This window comes from Pseudomonas ceruminis (genome assembly GCF_021602025.1).
Taxonomy (GTDB): domain Bacteria; phylum Pseudomonadota; class Gammaproteobacteria; order Pseudomonadales; family Pseudomonadaceae; genus Aquipseudomonas; species Aquipseudomonas ceruminis.
In genome coordinates this window covers 189505-206088 of sequence record NZ_BQHW01000008.1, presented here as the reverse complement: position 1 = coordinate 206088, position 16584 = coordinate 189505, and the positions used below count along the sequence as shown (strand labels likewise).

The window sequence follows — 16584 nt, the reverse complement described above, 5'->3', positions numbered from 1 at the left end:
GCTGCCGCGGCATCGGTGGCCACCTTATCGGTCACCGCAACCCATGCCGAACCGTTCCAGCGCTTCGGTGTGTTCGCGTTGCCCGTGGTGTCGATCCAGAGGTTCTGCGCCAAGCGATCAGCGACCGGCGGCGCAGCCGACTGCACGATAACCTTACCCTTGCCGCCAGCCAGCGTTGCCGCGTCCTGGGCGGCCTGCTGCGCTGCAGCGACGTTGCCGTTGGTGGTAGTCAAGCTCGACTGCAGGCCCGTGATCTGCTGGGACTGCGCGCTGGTGGTGCCTTCCAAGGTCTGCACCTTGGTTTCCACGGTCTGCACGCGGGCGGCCATGCCATTCGCCGTTTGCACCGCCTGGCCGATGTCGGTCCAGTAGGTGTCGTTCGGCGGCGGATTACCGGTGGGCACAGCGACCTTCGCCTGGTACAGCTTGCCGTTCTCGCCCAGCACGCTTTGACCAGCGGTGTAGGCCTGGTCTGGCTTGTAGGGCATCGAGTCGGCCAGGTCGGCAATGTTGTCGATCTGCTCCTGCAGGTCGCGATGCACCTGGTTGACCGAGTTGTTGACCTCGACAATCTGCTCGTTCAGCTCGCTGCGTACCTCGCCCAGGCGCTCGTTCACCGAGCCAGGGCCGTTCATGTCGATCAGGTCGATACGCTCGGTCAGCTCCTTGCCCAGTTCGCTTTCGGTGATCCGGTCCTTGATCTGCTCCAAGATCGGACCGGGGTCGGCGCTGGCCATGCCTGAGATCACGCCCGGGGCGACCGGGAAGAAAGGCCCCAGGTTTCCGGTGCGATCCACCAGGCGCGCCCAGAAGTAGAACTGCTGGCCAGCACGCAGGCCCTGCATCACGTATTCGTTCTGTGGGTACGCCAGGTCGGCCAGCTTGGTGGCCTGGCCTAGGTCGGTACCCTCGCTGTACCACAGCTCGGTGCGCTGGGTGTCCTCGGCGCCAGCAGGGAAGCCCCACTTGATGCCGATGCCGAACAGCAGGCTCTCGGTGTCGAGGAAGGTCACAGCCGGGGGCATGCCTTCCTTGCCATTCAGCTCGGTCAGGATCGAACTCTTCCAGGTCGACGTGATGTCAAACGAACTCACGGCACGCACCCGGGCCAGATAAGCACCCGCGTAAATGCCCACCACATCGACCGAAGCCGCGCCGGTACGCTGCAGGCGAACCCAGTTGCCGCTGTCCTTGCGCCACTCCACGTCGTAGGCAACAGCCCCCTCCACTGCCGGCCAGGCAATGGTCATGGTGCTGACGGCGATACCCTGGTCGATCATGTGGGCGGACGACAGAGTCACGCTTGCCGGAGGCTGCACGGTGGTCACCGGGATAACGCTGATCGGGCGCTCGTCCAGCTTGGCGCCGGTGTCGATCGCCGCGAACTTGCTCGGGTTGAACTCGAGCGCGGTGATCTCGTACTCGCCCTCCTGGGTGCGCGTCGTCTTCAGTACCCGGAACAGCTGAACCGCCAGGTCGTCGTAGTCGATCGCCCACTGCAGCTCAGGCTCAGGTTGAACGCCATACGCGGTGGTCACCGTCACTGCACGACCGGCGACGGACTGCACGGTGCGTGCCTGGGCGGTGCCGTTCGGCAGGTTCAGGATCAGGCGGTCGCCTGCCTTGATCAGCGTGTCACGGTCCAGAGTCACCACGCGGCCGGCCGCCGCCGAAATCCGGCCGCCGTTTGGACGACCCGCGACCAGCTCATCAGCCACAGGAATGACGTAGCCAGGCAGCGGAATGCGGCCTTCCATGCCGGTCTTGAAGGTAACGGTGCGGTCCTGGCTGTTGCTCAGTAGCGCCCACTTGCCCCGGCGCTGGGCTTCGGAGGCTCGGGTGCAGCCAATCGCCGAGATCTCGATTGGGCGGTCGCGGTACCGGCGCTGGAGCGCGTTGTCGGTCACCGGGATGACATCGGTGTCGTAGTTGTTGGCCGGGTTGTCGTAGCTGACCAGGGCCCGGCTGTAGTGCGTGTTGCGCTCCGCGCCGCCATAGACGAAGTCGCCGTCGATGACGTTGGCCCGGGTGAACACGTAGTCGATGTCCTGGGCGCGCGGCATGTCCGCCTGCATGAACAACGATCCGTGGGCCCAGTACACCATGCCCCGGTAGATGGCGGCCAAATCACGTAGCAATGTCCAGGCCTCGGCCCGCCCTTGCAGGTTCATATCGCACAGATAGCGCGGCTCCTGCCCGCCCATGCCGTCCGGAACCAGCTGGTCGCAGTACTGCGCGATGCGGTACATCTCCCACTTGTCGACCATCCACGACTTGATGCGCTTGCCCAGGCCGAAACGATCCTCGACGCACAGGCCGTAGGTGACAAATGCAGGGTTGTTGGTCCACGCCTGCTTGAAGGTGCCGTCCCACACGCCGGTATAAGTGCGGGTCTCGGGGTCGTAGTTGCTGGGCACCGGCCAACGCTTGGCCCTGCACTTCACGGTAACAGCCGGGATGTTCTGGAACTGCTGAGCGTCGAACTCGATGTACAGCAACGCGGTATTCGGGTACCGCAATTTCTCGTCGATGATCTCGGTGTAGCCAGCGATGGTCATCGTATCCGCGACGGTGCCACTGTTGGCGTTTGGGGTGATTCGCCGCACGCGCAGCATCCAGCCAGAGGTCGCCGCCGGCAGATTCACGCGCACAGAACGCTGATAACCGTTGGTGGTCTTGCCATCAACTGCACCGCGGTGAGATTCCACATAAGCTCCGCCGTCAGTGGCGATGTCGATGGCGTACTCGATGCGGTAACCGTTGGTGTTGCCGCTGCTGTCCTGCTGTACCAGGCGCGGCCAGGACATGCGCACGCGCACGGCGGAAAGCTGGGTGTTGCTCAGGGCGCGGGTGAATGCATTGTCACTGCGCAGCTCGACGTTGACGGTGGTCTCGTTTTCGATCGCAGGGATACCCTGGATATATTCCTGCTCTACGGAGCCTGGGCGCCACTCCCACTTCACCCCCGGAAAGTTCACGTTGCCGCTGGCATCCATGATCGGCGTGTTGTCGAGGTAGATGTCGCGATCGGTCGGCGTGCCGTCAAATTCACCCTCGCCTACGGCCAGCAAAATGCTAGCAATGTTGGTCGACTGCAGGCTGTCCGGCGCTTCAACAGGCGTCTTCGGCTTGCTACTGCCGCCTTTCGCGCCAGCGATCTCCAGGTGCTCTGCTACGCCCATACTTTTCTCCAGGCAAAAAGAAACCGCCCGTAGGCGGCTTGTTGGTTGTGATGACGCTAGGTCTTGTCTTCTGCGCGAATCGAGGCAGAAATAACAGCACCGCCCCAGCGGCGTTCGCCAATACAGATCGGGACAGGGTTTCCGCTGGCTGTGGTGTTTTTGGCACTGCCGAAGGCATATGACGGCAGGTTCTCGGGTGCGGCACTTTGAGATAAGCCCTTTGCCTGGGGACTGAGCATCTGGATTACGCCACCAGCGACCAGCGCGATACCTATCTGCAGAGTAGGGGCTCCGAAGAAGCTAGCCACGATCAGGACCACTCCGACTATTGTCTGAAGCACCCCACCGCGCTTACTACCCTCCACCACGGGAACAATACGGACTTCATGGGTTCCACGACGCCCTAAGTCATCCATACCCACGTTCTTGCGGTTACGAAAAATCGCAAACCTCATGCCCATTCCACTGAGTCGCTTGATTTCAGCATCGAACCCATCAAGCGTCGCCTTCAAAGCGCTGAAAGCTTCAGATGTTGTCCCTTCCTCAAGCTTTCTGCGATGGACCCGACCAAATTTCTGAGCAAGCGATCCAGAAAGCTTGATTGTTGTCATCGGGTCGTAGTCTGCAGCTGTTGCCATGGCTTCCTCCGGGCATTAAAAAATCGCCCGAAGGCGGCTCATTAAAATGTGGTTGGCTTTACGCTCACATCCCCATCTGCGGACGTGTAAATTCGGTACTTTTTAGTTTGCCCAGGCTTTACCAGAGCCTCCGCCTCAAGTCTCTCTGAATTCAATCCGCAGAGGCCTTTTCCTTCAAGTGCAGCGCCAACCATCCACTCACCCGCGGGCACATTGAAATGAGCTTTTTCCTTGGGGTTAAGCCGGGCTACCGGCTCACCGTTAATGAAAACGGTTGCGTAGCATCCTCCTCCTGGAAAGCCGCTATCGCGCGTGACGATGATCTGGCCGCCCCCGCTGACAGCGGCCTGATAGCCAGAGATTCTGCTCGCAGGGGCCTGCTCAGCCTGGTTTAGCGGGACAGGTGATGTCGCACATCCGCCCAGCAACGCCAGCCCCAACGCACCGATCAGAAGTCGCATGTGATTCCCTCCTTTGAAAGTCGGGAATGTACCATCACTTGGCGTCGCGGTGACGCAAAACAAGGCGCGTCCGTTCGAGCCAAGGACCGCCGAACACAACAATTTCTGATGGCCGACCCAGCAGGTGGTGCAGCATGAAGGGGCCAGGGCCGAAGACCTGGGCATGCTCCTCCTGCAACTGGGCGTCGGTGCCCAGGTAGATGCCGGCATGATTTGGGTGAGCCGTGCGCCCGACGGCCATGACGATCATGTCGCCGCGCTGAGGCTGGCTGACCTGGTAGAAGCCGGCAGCTTCATAGGCCTGCTCGTAAAGGCTCGGGCCGTCTGCCTGCTCCCACCACCCATCCTCCCGAGCGTAGGCCGGGAACTCCAGGCCCCATTCCCGCTTGTACCAGTCGGCGCAGACTTGCCAGCAGTCCCAGGCGCCATGCACGAACGGACGGCCCAGCAGCGGAGCGTGACCTGTCGGCGTGACGCTGCGCAGATCTCCCTCCGGCCACGACAGGATGTGCCAGGGCAAGCCGGTGGCCTCACACATGGCCAGGTCCCGCGGCGACGGCCTGCTGGTCGCGTCCGGGTGCGAGTGCACGATGCCGATCACCTCGCCCTGGTCTTCGGCTTCCGCATACTGCTCCGGCGAGATACGGAACTCCTCGGCGGGGTCGGTTGCGGTGTTGTCGCATGGTATGTACCGCTGTGAGCGACCAACGGCGATGATCAGCCCGCAGCACTCGCGTGGGTACTCTGCCGCAGCGTGCACTTGCACGGCAGCCAGGATGTGTTTGCGCATGGTCAGCTCCGTGCGATCAGTGAAACGGCCGGGAAGCCGCCAAATGGCAGTTGGTTACCCTGACCGTGGCGGACAATGCAGCCTGAATCCAAGCAGCCATTGCACTGGTCCTTGGCTGGGTCGCTGGTGGGCTTCCCATCAAGGTCAAAATAGGGGCCGGTATAGCCGCAGTTGGGGCCACGGTATCCAGCGGTCATTGCCCAGTGGCATAGCTGGGTCATCTGCCGGCCAATGGTTTCGCCGCCAACATCGCCAGGGCTGGCCAGCTCCCACGCTACCGTGGTGCCGCTCTCGGACACCTTCTGGTCGATGTACCAGACCTCGATGGCCTCCTCGGTGGGGTCCGCCGTTGGGTTGCCTGTCCGGAAGTTCACCGCGTCCAAGTACTGCGCCATGGTGTGACGCATGGTGAGCTTGAACTCGAGCAGATTGTCGAAGGCCAGGCAAAGGGCGGTGATCCGGCCATTGACGTTGCCCACCGTCAGCGTTGGACGCACCGCGGTACCGTCTGAGTTCGCCTCAATGCCGTCGATCTGCATGGGCCAGGCGCCGTACTCGTTGCCCTGCCACCATATCGACTTGGCCGGCAGCTGGTCGGCGTTCGCGCCGGCAGCGCCCAGTTCCTCCGGCGTGTGCGGGATTGCATGCCCGTGGAACCTGAGTATGTCAGCACCAAAATCCGAGCCATCCAGTTCGAACAGCAGTACTTCGCTGCCAGGCTCCAGAGTCTGGATATCCTTGATCAGTGACATGATGAATCCTTATGGGTGGAAGGCCCGCTCGAAGGTTGCAGTGACCTTGAACCTACCGCCGCCTACTGGCGTAGGCGTTGGATCGGTACAGGTAAAGAGCCCCAGGTCACCGAGCGGCGTAGACCAAAGAAAGGCTTTGGCGCCGCCGTGCCGGTCAAAAAACTCCATGATCTTGCGGACCTGGGCCTTCGTGCCGGTTACGGTGACCGGGTAGCTGTCTTCCTTGTTATTGGGTCCGTCAGCTACCACCTGCCGGTATCCGTCGCCGAAGCGCGCCTCCCGGACTCGATAGCTGATGTCAGGCGCCTCTCCCCGTTGCGTGGGCCAGCTAAATGTTTCAATCGCCATCAGCGCCTCCCTTGAGTGTTTCGATAGCTGACGCCACCAGGCCTCCAAGAATCCGCCACAGCCTTCTCGGCTGCCATCTGAACTTGCTTCTGCATGTTCTGCTGAAGTTGCGTTTGGTCGAGCTCCATACCCTCGCTACTCCGATCTTCTACCACCATGCTGACCGGAGCCGACACGCTGATCGCAGTCCCGCCGCTACCGCCGCCAACCGCCATCACGCCAAGCTGCCCGCCAGCAGTTCTGGTCAGGGGCATCACTGCCTCGTCACCGGCCTCGCCCATTACACCAAGCTTTCCGCCGGCCATACCGAACGCCGTAGGCGTGCTGACGATCGTGTTGGTGAATGCTCCACCGTTGGCGAACAATTGCACGCCGTTCGACCAGGCACCGCCCAGCGCCTGCGGGAGGTAGGAGCTCGAGTATCCAGCCTGTGATGCGCCGAGATTGGACGAGACCGCCCCTGCAGACCCAGCAGCCATGCCGTTACCGGTCCCGCCACCAAAATATGCAGACGCTGCCGTAGCACCCCAGCTAACCAGGCTGCCGAGTAAACCGGATGCTGCCTGCTGTGTAGCAATGCGAGCCATGTCAGCCAGAATCGACTTGGTGAAGTCAGAGAACGAGAACTTGCCAGTCATGGCGAAGCTCACGACTGCATCCTCCATTGAGGTGAAGGCATTCGTGAACAAGCTTTTCGTCTGCCCGGCAACATCCCGCGCCTGATCCAAGTAGTTCTGGAAGGCCGAGGATGCTCCTTTGCGCCAGTCGCCTTGGGCAGCCGAGATTTTGTCGTAGTTATCCACGACAGTGTCGCGGTACTCTTCCTCGGCTTTGCTCAGGATCGCCAGGTCGCGCTGGTAGTCATCCTCGCTGTACTTGTCCGGCGCGGTGCGGCGGCGATCAAGAAGCTTGGCACGCTCATCATTAAATCGATCAGTTGCTCCGTCCAGGTCGCGCTGCAGGCCAGCCTGCCGATCTCCTAGACCAATGGCAGCCGCAGAACGGTCACCGCTAGTCGAAAGCGCAGCGCGCTGGCGTTCAAGCTGATCCACATAGGCCTGGGTAGCGGCGGCCTGCTTGGCCAGCCGGCCCTGCTCATTGGTCGCCAGCACCGCCAGTTCGGTGTCGGCGTCCTTCTGGGCCTTGACCATAGCAGCGCGGGCATCGGCGATCTTCTGGTCCAGTTGTATGCGCTGCTGGGCGCTGGTAGTGCTCTTGCCTTTCGCATCCTCCAGTGCCTTGATCTCGGCCTCGTAAGCGAAGGTGACGTCGCCCTTCTGCTGCTCGATGATCGCCGCGCGCTGGGCGGCATACGACTCCTGGGAGATAAGGCCAGCCTTCTGTGCCGCATCCAGTTCCTTTTGGTGATTCTTGTACTCGGCCAGGATGGCGCTAAGTGCGTTCTTCTGGTCGTTGAAACCGGAGAGGTCAACTGACCCTGTGCGGCCGGCCGGATCCTTGAACTGCTTGGCGATGTCGGCTTCGACCCGCGCGATTCGCTCCGGCTTCAGCCGCTCATCATTGGGATTTTTTTCCCTGATGTCATCGAGCGACTTCCTGTATTCCTTGAGCTTTTCGGCACGCTTCTCGGCGTTCGTCCATGCTGATTTTTCCAGCGCGTCGACTTTGCCCATCGCGACAATTGCCGCCTGCTGCTGTTGCGCATCCAAGGCGCGGGCACTGGCAATTGCTGCCATAGTGTCGCGCTGCTGGATCAGCCCCTTCAGCTCAAGACTAGCGTTGGTGAGCTTCTTCCGGGCGTCAGTGTCGTCAGCGTCGGCATTCACAGCGCTCTGTGCCGCAGCGACCTGGCGCTGCATGTCGACGATACGACTTGCGATGTCCTGGTCGCGGCCAATGTTTTTGACCGAGTCTACGGTGGCAGCAACCTCACCCCGCAGGGCTTTCCAACCGCGCTCCCAGATCGACAGGTTCTCGGTGACCTCCTTGCTCCGGTTCTTGATGGTATCGACATAGGAGTCGGTGAGCAGCTTGGCAGCCCCGATGGTGTCGCCTTGCTCCTTCAAGGCAACGATCTGCGAGTAGGTCGCAGCGGTCAGGAAGTTGTACTGCTCGCTGAGGTCCTTGGCGGCAGCCACTGGATCCTTTCCGATCTTCACGAACTCGGCCACGGTCTCCTCGACCGCTGTACCGGTCGCCGAGCGCCACTCCAGTGCGGCCTCGGTGATCTCGACGAAGCTGGCAGAGGCTACTTTGCCGCTGCTGGCCAGCTGGGTTAGCACCTCTGCCGCAGCGCCGGTGGTGCCAACAGTGGCCGCTACCTCGCGCGCCATCCCGGATAGGCGGTCCGACGTAGTGCCGGCGGCATTACCGGTCGTGATCAACGCCTTCTGGAATTCGACGGCCTCCTCGCTGCCGGAGTAGTAGGCGTATCCAAGCACGGCAACCGCTGCAGCCGCGACGGTGAACGGGTTCACCAGGCCCAGGACATAGCCACCAAGGGCTTGCACAGCCGGTCCGATGCCGCCAAACATGTCCTTGAGCTGTCCGCCCTGCTGCAGCAGTACCTGGAGCGGAGCCTGGCCACCCTGCAAGGACACCACGATATCGGTGAACTGTGCCGGTACGCCGCGCAGTGCTGCTGCGGTGGCCTTGGCCGACATGCCCGTCTTGTTCAGCGCAGCATCGGCGCCGCCCAATGCGGTGCGCGCCTGGTCGATCTTCGCCTGGTACTCGCCGAAGGTGTCCGCATCGAGCGCGCCACTGGCGCGGAAGCCCTTCAGCTTCTGCTCCATCTGGTCCAGGCGGCTCATTGCTGCGACGGTCGGGTCAATTTTGCCCAGCAGCTCTTCGAGCGCCTGGCCTTCTTCCCGATGCGCGCCGGCGGCCTTCTTCGCCGCCTCCGCCTGGCGCTCTTCCGTGGCGATGAGGGCCTGGGCCCGGCTATTGATGGACGCTTGACGACTGGCGCTGTCCGACAATACAGCGTTCGCCTGGGCAGTTACCTCGGCACTCTGCTCGGTTGCCCGGTTGAGCGATTGAACGTACTGGCTGGCCTCCAGCGAGGCCTTGGCCACGGCCAGAATCCTTGCTTGCTGCTCGTCGGCGGATTCGGCAGCTCGCCGGCCAGCCTGGGCCCCGGAATCAGTGGCGGTGGTGAGCGCCTCCTGCACCTTGCCCGCCTGCGCGGCCTCGGCCCGGAAAGCTCCCATGTTCGCCGCGGCGCTGCTGAATGCCGTGGAAGCGCTGGTAACGGCGCGCCCCACGGTGGCCATCTGCTGCGCCAATTCGGCCTGCTTGGTATTGAGCGCCTGCAGTTCCTGCACGATCTGCCGGGTATCACCCTGCAGGCTGCCCAGGGCAGTCTCCCAAGCGCGCCCGGTTCGCCCGGCCGATTCCTCGCTGCGCTTGCCAGCGTCGGTCAACTGGTCGAGGTTGTCCTTGGCCTCAACGGCATCCCCTGAGTCGATCTGAAGACCGAGAGAAGCGATGGTGGTCATGGTCTACTCCATGGATTCGGCCATGACGGCCAAGGCCTCAACCTCCATGACGCGGAGATCGGGGAAAATGTCGGTGAGGTCGCGGCGCTTGATGCCGAGCATTAAGGCGGTTGCGGGGATGGCGGTGTAGTCCATGCCAGATGGGCCGCCAGAAGCCACTCGCCACTGAGTACCCATGGCATCGAAGAGACGGAAGGCTGGCCATGCATCCGGCCAGACCTCCACTACCTCCTCTTCGATGTCATTCAGGGTCAGCCCCAGCGCTGCCAGTTGCTCGGCGGACGGGCCGCGCTCGTAGCAGGCCCGGGCCGCCGCCCTCAGTTTCCCAGGCGGGCCGGGCTGTAGGCGGCCTGGTAGGCGTCGATTACTGCCTTCGGTGCGCCGGTGCAGGTGCGCACCAGGTCGGCGATGGCCTCGGCGCTGAACTCGTCCTCCAGGTCCCAGCCTGTGACGATATCGCCCAGCTGCTCAGCCTGCAGGGCGATTTCACCGGTAGTGACCTCCTCCCAAGTCACCCCGTCCTTCTGGGACTTTTCCGCCCAAGCGTCGCGCGCCTTGTTCCAGCGGTCGAACATTGCGGACAGGGCCACGCGGTCCATGTAGCGGAACTGGAATTCCACCGGTGCCGGCTCGGCGCCAATGCGCGGAACCTGCACCACGGCAGCGAAAGTGGGGTTCTGCGCGATTTTGATCTTCGCCATGAGAATTCCTTACGCGCCGGCCAGGTAACGAAGCGAGCGAGCCGACAGGCCAACGCTGATGGTGCGGGTCATCACGTTGTTCCGCTCCATTGTGGGATCTGGAGTGATGCTGACGTAGCCTGGATACAGGATATGGTCACCGTTGCGCAGCTTCAGACGAATAACTGCAAGCTCTTTCGAAGAGTCGTAGCCTTCAACGGCCTCAACGTAAGCCGCAGAGGGCTGGTCCTCGACCACAATAGACAGGGTTGTCGGGTTGCGGTTGGTTGGGAACTGTTTGTCATCGTCGTCTTCTAGGTACCCGACAGTAGCGTACTGCTGCTCGCCCCCGGCCGAGTTGAAAGACGTTACCTTGGAGATCTGCACCCAGTCGGATACCGGGAGCACAGAGCCAACCCCAGCCCCGGCGGTGTAACGCTCTACATCACTGGTGTCCAGGCCGGCCAGGGAGAACGCGTCAGCAGCAACAGCGGATGCCTTAACGGCACGGTCGTTGATCAGCGCCCAGCCGGAGTTGACCAGCAGAACGTCGCCGTTTTGGATGGTGTGACCGGCAGCAGTCGCCACCGGAGGCTTCGCATTGGTCAGCGCGGTGAATGGGACGGCAGCGCCGATGACGCGTGCAATCTCCAGCACGGCGCCGTTTGGCAGCGGGAAGCGTGCGGCCATGGTGTTTTCCTCTTGGGTAGAAACGAAAAAGCCCGCACGCGGCGGGTTTAGGTGGTGTTTTGATCAGCGGCGATGCAAAAGGCCGCCTGGCTTGAACTCGTCGCGGATCACCTGACGGATGGTTTCGGTAGGGTCAGCGATCTTGGCAATCGCGTCGCGCAGGTCCTGGCCGAGGTCAGCCCGGGCGATCTGGTCGGCGATCAGGCTTAGGATCTCAGTGGCGTCGCCCTTCTCGATGGCGCGGTCAATTTTCCTCTGACCATCCTTGGCTTCGCCCTGGGTAGGATCGATGCCATACCCGATACCCGCGGCCACGTACTGCCCCTGCGAGTTCAACGACATCTTCAAGCTCCACATCGCAGGATCAATCAGGGCCTGGTTGATGAACACCTGATCACCCTCGACAGCAAATGGCTGCTCGGCGGGCTGCTCGTCATCATTCCAGCAACCCAGGCGAACAACGACTCGCCCTCTGGAGGTGATGGTCGCGTCGCCACGCTCGCTTATCACTACCGAATCGGCTGGAAGTGATGCCCTGGCCTTGGCCTCTTCAGCAGTCTCCAGTCGCTGGTAGGTGAGCCGGGTGCGGACATCGGAGCCGTCGCGGTCAAACGATATGTCTTCAGTCGAAAACTCAGCGCTATCGCGATGCTCGATGGGAATTCTCATCACTTGTTCGCCGATGAACTTGTAGTAATCGATTGCATTGCTTGGTAGATCGCATTCCGACCACTGTCCGGCCGTGACATTGATCATTTGCGGCTCGCTGGGCAAGCCTCCGCCGGCAGCGCTGCCGCCATTGATCTCGATCGCGCCACTCTGGAAGTCGATGCGCATGCCGGAAATTCCTGGCACGTAGTTGACGCTCTGCATTTTCGGATCTCCAAAAACGACGAAGCCCGCACAAGGCAGGCTTTCGTTCGTCAGGGTGGTTGTCAATGAAGTGGGAGTGATGGCTGCAACTGCGAAGCGAGATCGCTCAGTTTTGCTTCAAGGGGTGGCTTCTGTCGTTGCCACTGGCGCAAGCCTTTCCCACACAAGCTGGCGACCGCCTGCTTGCCGCTGTACTCGAGAAGCGTGCGCTGGAACTCGACGCCAAGCGACTGTCCCTGGCGCGCTTGCTCATCCAGCACATCGAGGACTTTTCGCCGGAAAGCTTTGGCCCGTTCCGTGCGCGCAAACATGCCAAGCAAATGGGCGCCACGAAGACTGAATACCCGCACCTCCTGCTCGCCGCCCCGGGTTTTCATCTTGACCAGGGCCGTCATGGTCGGGGTGAACTCGTCCGCATGGCGCCGGTAAAGGTCTCGCACGCGGGTTTCAAAGGGGGTCGCATTTCCGTCACCCCCTTTCCCGTAGAGCGCGGTTGCGACCTCGACCAGCGTCAGGCAAGGCTGACCGCCGTGATCGATCACGTTTAGCTCGGTGTCGCCGATAATCAGTTTGTCCATGGTGTATCCCCTGCGATAGCCCTGGGAATGAATCGGCCACAGCAACACCCCAGGGAAGGCGCTTTCGGGTGCCCCCTAGCTGTAGCCTGAAAGATGACCGGTGTTACTGGTCCGCGACGCCGCGGTAGGCGAAGCTGGCCGGTACCGTGTAGGTGGCCGACTCGGGGATGGCTGGGCCCTGATCAACTGGCTCGGTGACTAGGCCCTCGAAGCCATTGCGGCTGAGTTCCGAATCCACCCGGAAGAGGCCCGAAAGCTCGCCGACCAGGGCTTCGGCTGTAGCGAGAGGCTGGCCCGCCGGGCAAACGATACTGACCTGGTAGATGCCGGCGTACTCGTAGGCATCGCCGCCCAGATAGCGGCAGGTGGTGCCCGCCGGCAGTTGGAAAGCCTGCAGGTAGGTTTCATCGGGCCCAGCCTCGAAACCCTGCTCGAAGTTCGCGACCCGAATCGGGCGCGCCGTGGCCCAGGCCATCAGCTTGATCTCGATGGCCTGTCGGGCGAGTGCCTGGCTCATATCTGGTTGTTCCTGATGGCTTGATCGACGATCGCTTGGAATTTGGCCAGGGTCACCCGGACCATGCCATGCGGTGCCTGAGTTGAGTGGCCATATTCCAAAGGAACGGCATAGGGCAAGTTGTTCACGATGTAGGCGGTTTGCCCGATGGTTAGCGCCTGCACCTGGGCAATCAGGTCGGCAATCGCCTGGCTGCCAGATGGATCAATGCGGTCGAGTTCTTCGGTAGCCGGTGAATCGATGGAGAACTGCCAGTTGCCGCGGAACCGTCCGCCGACGTAACCCTGGCCCGCTACCAGGCCATTGGTGGCGAAATTCTGCTCGCGCTCCGTCTTGGTGAGGGGCCTGGCGTACTTCACGCCCTTGCGCAGCTTGCCGGCCTTGGTGAAGTTGTCCTGGTTCAGGTTGATCAAGGTGTTGCGTACCGCGACCTTGAAGTCGTAGTCATCGGCGGCCTTGTTGGCCTTGGCCCGGTGAGCCACGTTGGCCGCCCATAGTTCCGGGTTGCCTACCGGTGACATGCGGATGACGCTGCTGCCGATCTCGATCACGATTTCGCGGAAGGTCGCGTCCAGGGCTTGCTCCGCCTGTTCTGCGAAGGCCCGTATGGCCTCAGCGAACCCGCCCTGCTGCCCGCCGTATCGCTGGGCCATGTGTGAGCCGCGCGCCATGTCACTTCCTCAGCTGAATGGTCCAGGTAGCCTGAGCCGGGTCCTCGGAAACGTTGAGCACGCGGTACCCGCTCACCTGGTCACCAATCTTGGGGGCAGCTGGAACATCGGTAGCGGCACCGGCCTGCCCCTCGAAAATCTCGTTCTGGAGCACCAGCAGCTTCACATCCTCGGTTTGGATGCGGGTCCCGTCGATCTCCTTGGCCAGATAGCTGCCAAACACGCCGCGGCCGGCGTAGTAGATGGTTGACGCCGGCACCGTGCCGCCGATCTCGGGGTCATATCCGCCCTTTACGATACGGCTCCCAGCAACGGGCTTCACCGCATCGGCCAGGCCATCTGGATCGTCGAACGCTTCCGCCAGCTCGGCCTGTAGTTCTTCGCGCATGCCCATGGGTCAGATCCTCTTGAGCATCACGGTGCCAGTGCGCCTGATCCACGGGGCGATAAGGTCAAGGGCGAAGTTCTCGCCAGCAGAGCGATCGACAGATCCCGCGACGTAGGTCTTGCTGGTCGAAGTGCCAGCCTGGGCCGACACCGTCTTGCTCTGCACCTCGCGCTGGGTGTCCTTGTACAACTTGCCGGCCGCAGCCAGCTTGGCCACCTGCGCGCCGGCGCTCACGATGGCGTCCGGCACCGGATCTGGCACCGTTCGCTTGATCTTGGCCGTGAGCCAGGCGTTGGCCATGGCCACGGCAAGGACCGCATCACCGGTGCCAGCCCAGCCCAGCCCGAGCTTCTGGTCGACATCTGCGACGGTGATGAAGTCAGTCATGGCTTACTCCTGGGGGATCAGGGCTTGCAGGTCGGGCTTTTTCGCGCCGGCGTCGAACTCGATGCCCTTGGCAGTGAGCCATTCCTTCAGTTCGGGAGCGTTCATCTTGCGCGGGTCAGTCTCGGCCTCTTCTTGGCCGTCTTGCTCGCCAACCTTGATACCCGCAGCCTCATAGGCCTCGACGATCTCGGGCGCCTCGCCTTCGACCACAACATGCGTTGCGCCGTCGATGACCCCGAAGAACTGGCTCAGGAGCCGGTAACAAACGCCGCGCTCGCGACCTGGCTTGTCGGTGTAGATGACTTTCATATCGATCTCCTGCACAGGGCGCCAAGACGGCGCCCCGCATCATGGGTTAAGGGGTGGCGGTGCCGCTGATGACGGCGGCGAACGGCACCTGCTTGCGGTCGAACACACGTTCCCAGTTCGCAGCGCTGGCGTACTGGGCGGCGTTCGGGCTCAGGTTAAGGTTGTTGCTGCCTTTCCAGCTGAAACCGGCGGGCTGCAGGATGAAGGTCTTGCGTTCCCACAGGACTTCGGCACCGCCGCCATTGCCACCGTCCGGTTTGCGCTGCAGCTCGACCGGTACATGCGGGGCCCCCTCGCCATAACCGAAAGCGCCTTGGCCGAAGAATACCGACAGGAATTGACCGGGCGCGTAGGTCAGGCTGTCATCCATGAACACCGGCTTGCCGAGGTAGGTGGCCAGGATGATTTTGCCGGTCGAATCGCGCAGGTACTCAATCAGGTCCTGCTTGACCATCTGGTTCATGACCACCGAGTGGACGCCGATGGCTCCGAACATGTCGGCCGCATCGCCGGCAGTGAAGGCAGCGTCCTGAAACGCGGTGGCGCTGATGGTGGCACCTGCGTCCTTGACCATGTCACCGGCATTGTTGGCAATGTTCGACGCGATGATGCCTCGTGCAGCGCCCAGCAGATAACGCTGCCACTGGCGGGTCCAGTACGTACCGAAGCGGTTGCGGATGTGCTGCATGGGCTCGCTATTAGCCAGCTCAGCAGTGAGGTCGGCAACACCGTAGCCTTTGTTGAGGTAAAGCGTACGGGCCCGCATGCTGCCCTGCTCGGCCTTGCCGACCTCGCCCAGGTCATCCGGGTTGTCGTTGGAGATGTTCGGCGCCTCGTCGGCGTCGAGATCTTGCCAATAGCTGATCTCGGAGGTGCCCTGGCCGTTGTTGGCGATATTGTCGAGCGTCGGCGAGCGGGTCACGATTCCCGATTCGAAGACGGAAGTTTTTTCAGGGGTGTTCACCGGCGCCAGCGCGCCGTAGTAGTCGCGGACGAAGATGTCCGACAGCTGGGTCGTGGCCATGGATTAGGTTCCTTGGGTGGCTTGCAGTTTTTTGAATGCTTCGGGGTTGTCGCGAGCGATCGCAGCGCGCTCGGTCTCGGTGTACTCACCCCACTTCTTCGTGGCCTTGCCACCGTTGTCGCCGGTCTGTCCGGCACCCTGGGCCCTTGGCCACAGGTGGGTAGCGGTTTCGCGCAGCGATTCCGCCCATTCGAGGGGAGACAGCGGGGTCTTGCCGTCCTTCCCGTACACGACTTCGCCGGCACGGTCGGTGGCAACGGGCTCGCCGTCTTCGCTCAGTTTGAAGGTGCCCCGGGCGCGCAAGATGATGTCCTCGGCAGCCTCTGGCAGCGCGCCGGCCTTGATGGCGGCAGCGCGGATGGAATCGGCCAGCACCTTGTCGCTGTACTTGGCAGCGAAGGCTTCGGCCTTGTCCGCGCGTTCGTTGGCGGCCTTGACCTGCTTGTCCAGGTCGGTACGCAGGCGCTCGGTGCGGCGGGTGATGACCTCGTCCAGCTTGCCCTCGGCGATCAGCTTGGTCTCCTCGTCCTGACCAACCTTGGCCAGCAGACCCTTCACGGCCTCGATATCCAGGCCTTCGAATTGACCCTTCAGCTTGTCCAGCTCGGTCTTGATGGTCTTGTTGGAACCGATCAGCTCCTGGTTCTTGGTCTTGAGGCCCGAGACCTCACCGTCCAGGAATTTCTGCACCTCGCCGCCCAGCGCCGCCTTCAGCGCGGCGGTTTGGGTTTCGTCGAGGGTGAGGCCGTGGGCGGCCGGGTCGAAGTCAAAAGGCATGTGGCTATCCCCTGGGGATTGATTGGCCCGCCTGGCGGGCATGAAAAAGCCCCGCAAT

Annotated in this window: 19 protein-coding genes; all 19 read right to left on the bottom strand. The window is 62.2% G+C overall.

All coding sequences use genetic code 11. The features are described from left to right. A partial coding sequence (locus L6D80_RS12590; protein WP_236183047.1) for a TipJ family phage tail tip protein occupies positions 1–3182 on the bottom strand: 3182 nt, incomplete at its 3' end. A 56-nt stretch (positions 3183–3238) separates the two neighbouring features. Beyond that, positions 3239–3820, bottom strand: coding sequence for a tail assembly protein (locus tag L6D80_RS12585; RefSeq protein ID WP_176516914.1), 582 nt, complete (start codon positions 3818–3820; stop codon positions 3239–3241). 41 nt (positions 3821–3861) lie between these two features. Further along, positions 3862–4281 carry a hypothetical protein gene (locus tag L6D80_RS12580; RefSeq protein ID WP_176516916.1) on the bottom strand — a complete coding sequence of 140 codons (420 nt, stop codon included), beginning with the start codon at positions 4279–4281 and terminating at the stop codon, positions 3862–3864. A 34-nt stretch (positions 4282–4315) separates the two neighbouring features. Then, positions 4316–5071, bottom strand: coding sequence for a C40 family peptidase (locus tag L6D80_RS12575; RefSeq protein WP_176516918.1), 756 nt, complete (start codon positions 5069–5071; stop codon positions 4316–4318). 2 nt (positions 5072–5073) lie between these two features. Then, entirely contained in the window at positions 5074–5823 is a 750-nt protein-coding gene (locus L6D80_RS12570; RefSeq protein WP_176516920.1) for a phage minor tail protein L, read from the bottom strand. Positions 5824–5832: 9 nt separating this feature from the next. Further along, complete coding sequence (locus L6D80_RS12565; protein WP_176516922.1) at positions 5833–6171, bottom strand: phage tail protein; 339 nt, start codon at positions 6169–6171, stop codon at positions 5833–5835. Continuing rightward, entirely contained in the window at positions 6171–9632 is a 3462-nt protein-coding gene (locus L6D80_RS12560) for a phage tail tape measure protein (RefSeq protein WP_176516924.1), read from the bottom strand. The genes L6D80_RS12565 and L6D80_RS12560 overlap by 1 nt, the downstream gene beginning before the upstream one ends. 3 nt (positions 9633–9635) lie before the next feature. Further along, positions 9636–9881: a DUF1799 domain-containing protein gene (locus L6D80_RS12555; RefSeq protein WP_373876108.1), complete on the bottom strand. Its 246-nt coding sequence runs from the start codon at positions 9879–9881 to the stop codon at positions 9636–9638. 68 nt (positions 9882–9949) lie between these two features. After that, positions 9950–10333, bottom strand: coding sequence for a phage tail assembly chaperone (locus tag L6D80_RS12550; protein WP_176516925.1), 384 nt, complete (start codon positions 10331–10333; stop codon positions 9950–9952). Positions 10334–10342: 9 nt separating this feature from the next. Next, complete coding sequence (locus tag L6D80_RS12545; protein WP_176516927.1) at positions 10343–11002, bottom strand: phage tail protein; 660 nt, start codon at positions 11000–11002, stop codon at positions 10343–10345. A 63-nt stretch (positions 11003–11065) separates the two neighbouring features. Further along, positions 11066–11839 carry a phage tail tip fiber protein gene (locus tag L6D80_RS12540; protein WP_054573896.1) on the bottom strand — a complete coding sequence of 258 codons (774 nt, stop codon included), beginning with the start codon at positions 11837–11839 and terminating at the stop codon, positions 11066–11068. Between the two features lie 98 nt (positions 11840–11937). Beyond that, on the bottom strand, positions 11938–12453 hold the full coding sequence (locus L6D80_RS12535) for a hypothetical protein (protein ID WP_054573897.1): 516 nt from the start codon (positions 12451–12453) through the stop codon (positions 11938–11940). A gap of 103 nt (positions 12454–12556) precedes the next feature. Continuing rightward, positions 12557–12970 carry a phage tail terminator-like protein gene (locus L6D80_RS12530; RefSeq protein WP_054573898.1) on the bottom strand — a complete coding sequence of 138 codons (414 nt, stop codon included), beginning with the start codon at positions 12968–12970 and terminating at the stop codon, positions 12557–12559. Beyond that, positions 12967–13641, bottom strand: coding sequence for a hypothetical protein (locus L6D80_RS12525; protein WP_176516929.1), 675 nt, complete (start codon positions 13639–13641; stop codon positions 12967–12969). The genes L6D80_RS12530 and L6D80_RS12525 overlap by 4 nt, the downstream gene beginning before the upstream one ends. A 1-nt stretch (position 13642) precedes the next feature. After that, a complete protein-coding gene (locus tag L6D80_RS12520) occupies positions 13643–14035 on the bottom strand; it encodes a hypothetical protein (protein ID WP_054573900.1) in 393 nt (130 codons plus the stop codon). A 3-nt stretch (positions 14036–14038) separates the two neighbouring features. After that, positions 14039–14416 (bottom strand): hypothetical protein, encoded by a 378-nt coding sequence (locus L6D80_RS12515; protein WP_176516931.1) that lies wholly within the window; start codon positions 14414–14416, stop codon positions 14039–14041. 3 nt (positions 14417–14419) lie between these two features. Then, positions 14420–14725 carry a HeH/LEM domain-containing protein gene (locus L6D80_RS12510; RefSeq protein WP_176516933.1) on the bottom strand — a complete coding sequence of 102 codons (306 nt, stop codon included), beginning with the start codon at positions 14723–14725 and terminating at the stop codon, positions 14420–14422. 46 nt (positions 14726–14771) lie between these two features. Beyond that, positions 14772–15749: a major capsid protein gene (locus L6D80_RS12505; RefSeq protein ID WP_176516934.1), complete on the bottom strand. Its 978-nt coding sequence runs from the start codon at positions 15747–15749 to the stop codon at positions 14772–14774. 3 nt (positions 15750–15752) lie between these two features. After that, positions 15753–16526 carry a hypothetical protein gene (locus L6D80_RS12500; RefSeq protein WP_176516936.1) on the bottom strand — a complete coding sequence of 258 codons (774 nt, stop codon included), beginning with the start codon at positions 16524–16526 and terminating at the stop codon, positions 15753–15755. Between the last annotated feature and the right edge of the window lie 58 nt (positions 16527–16584).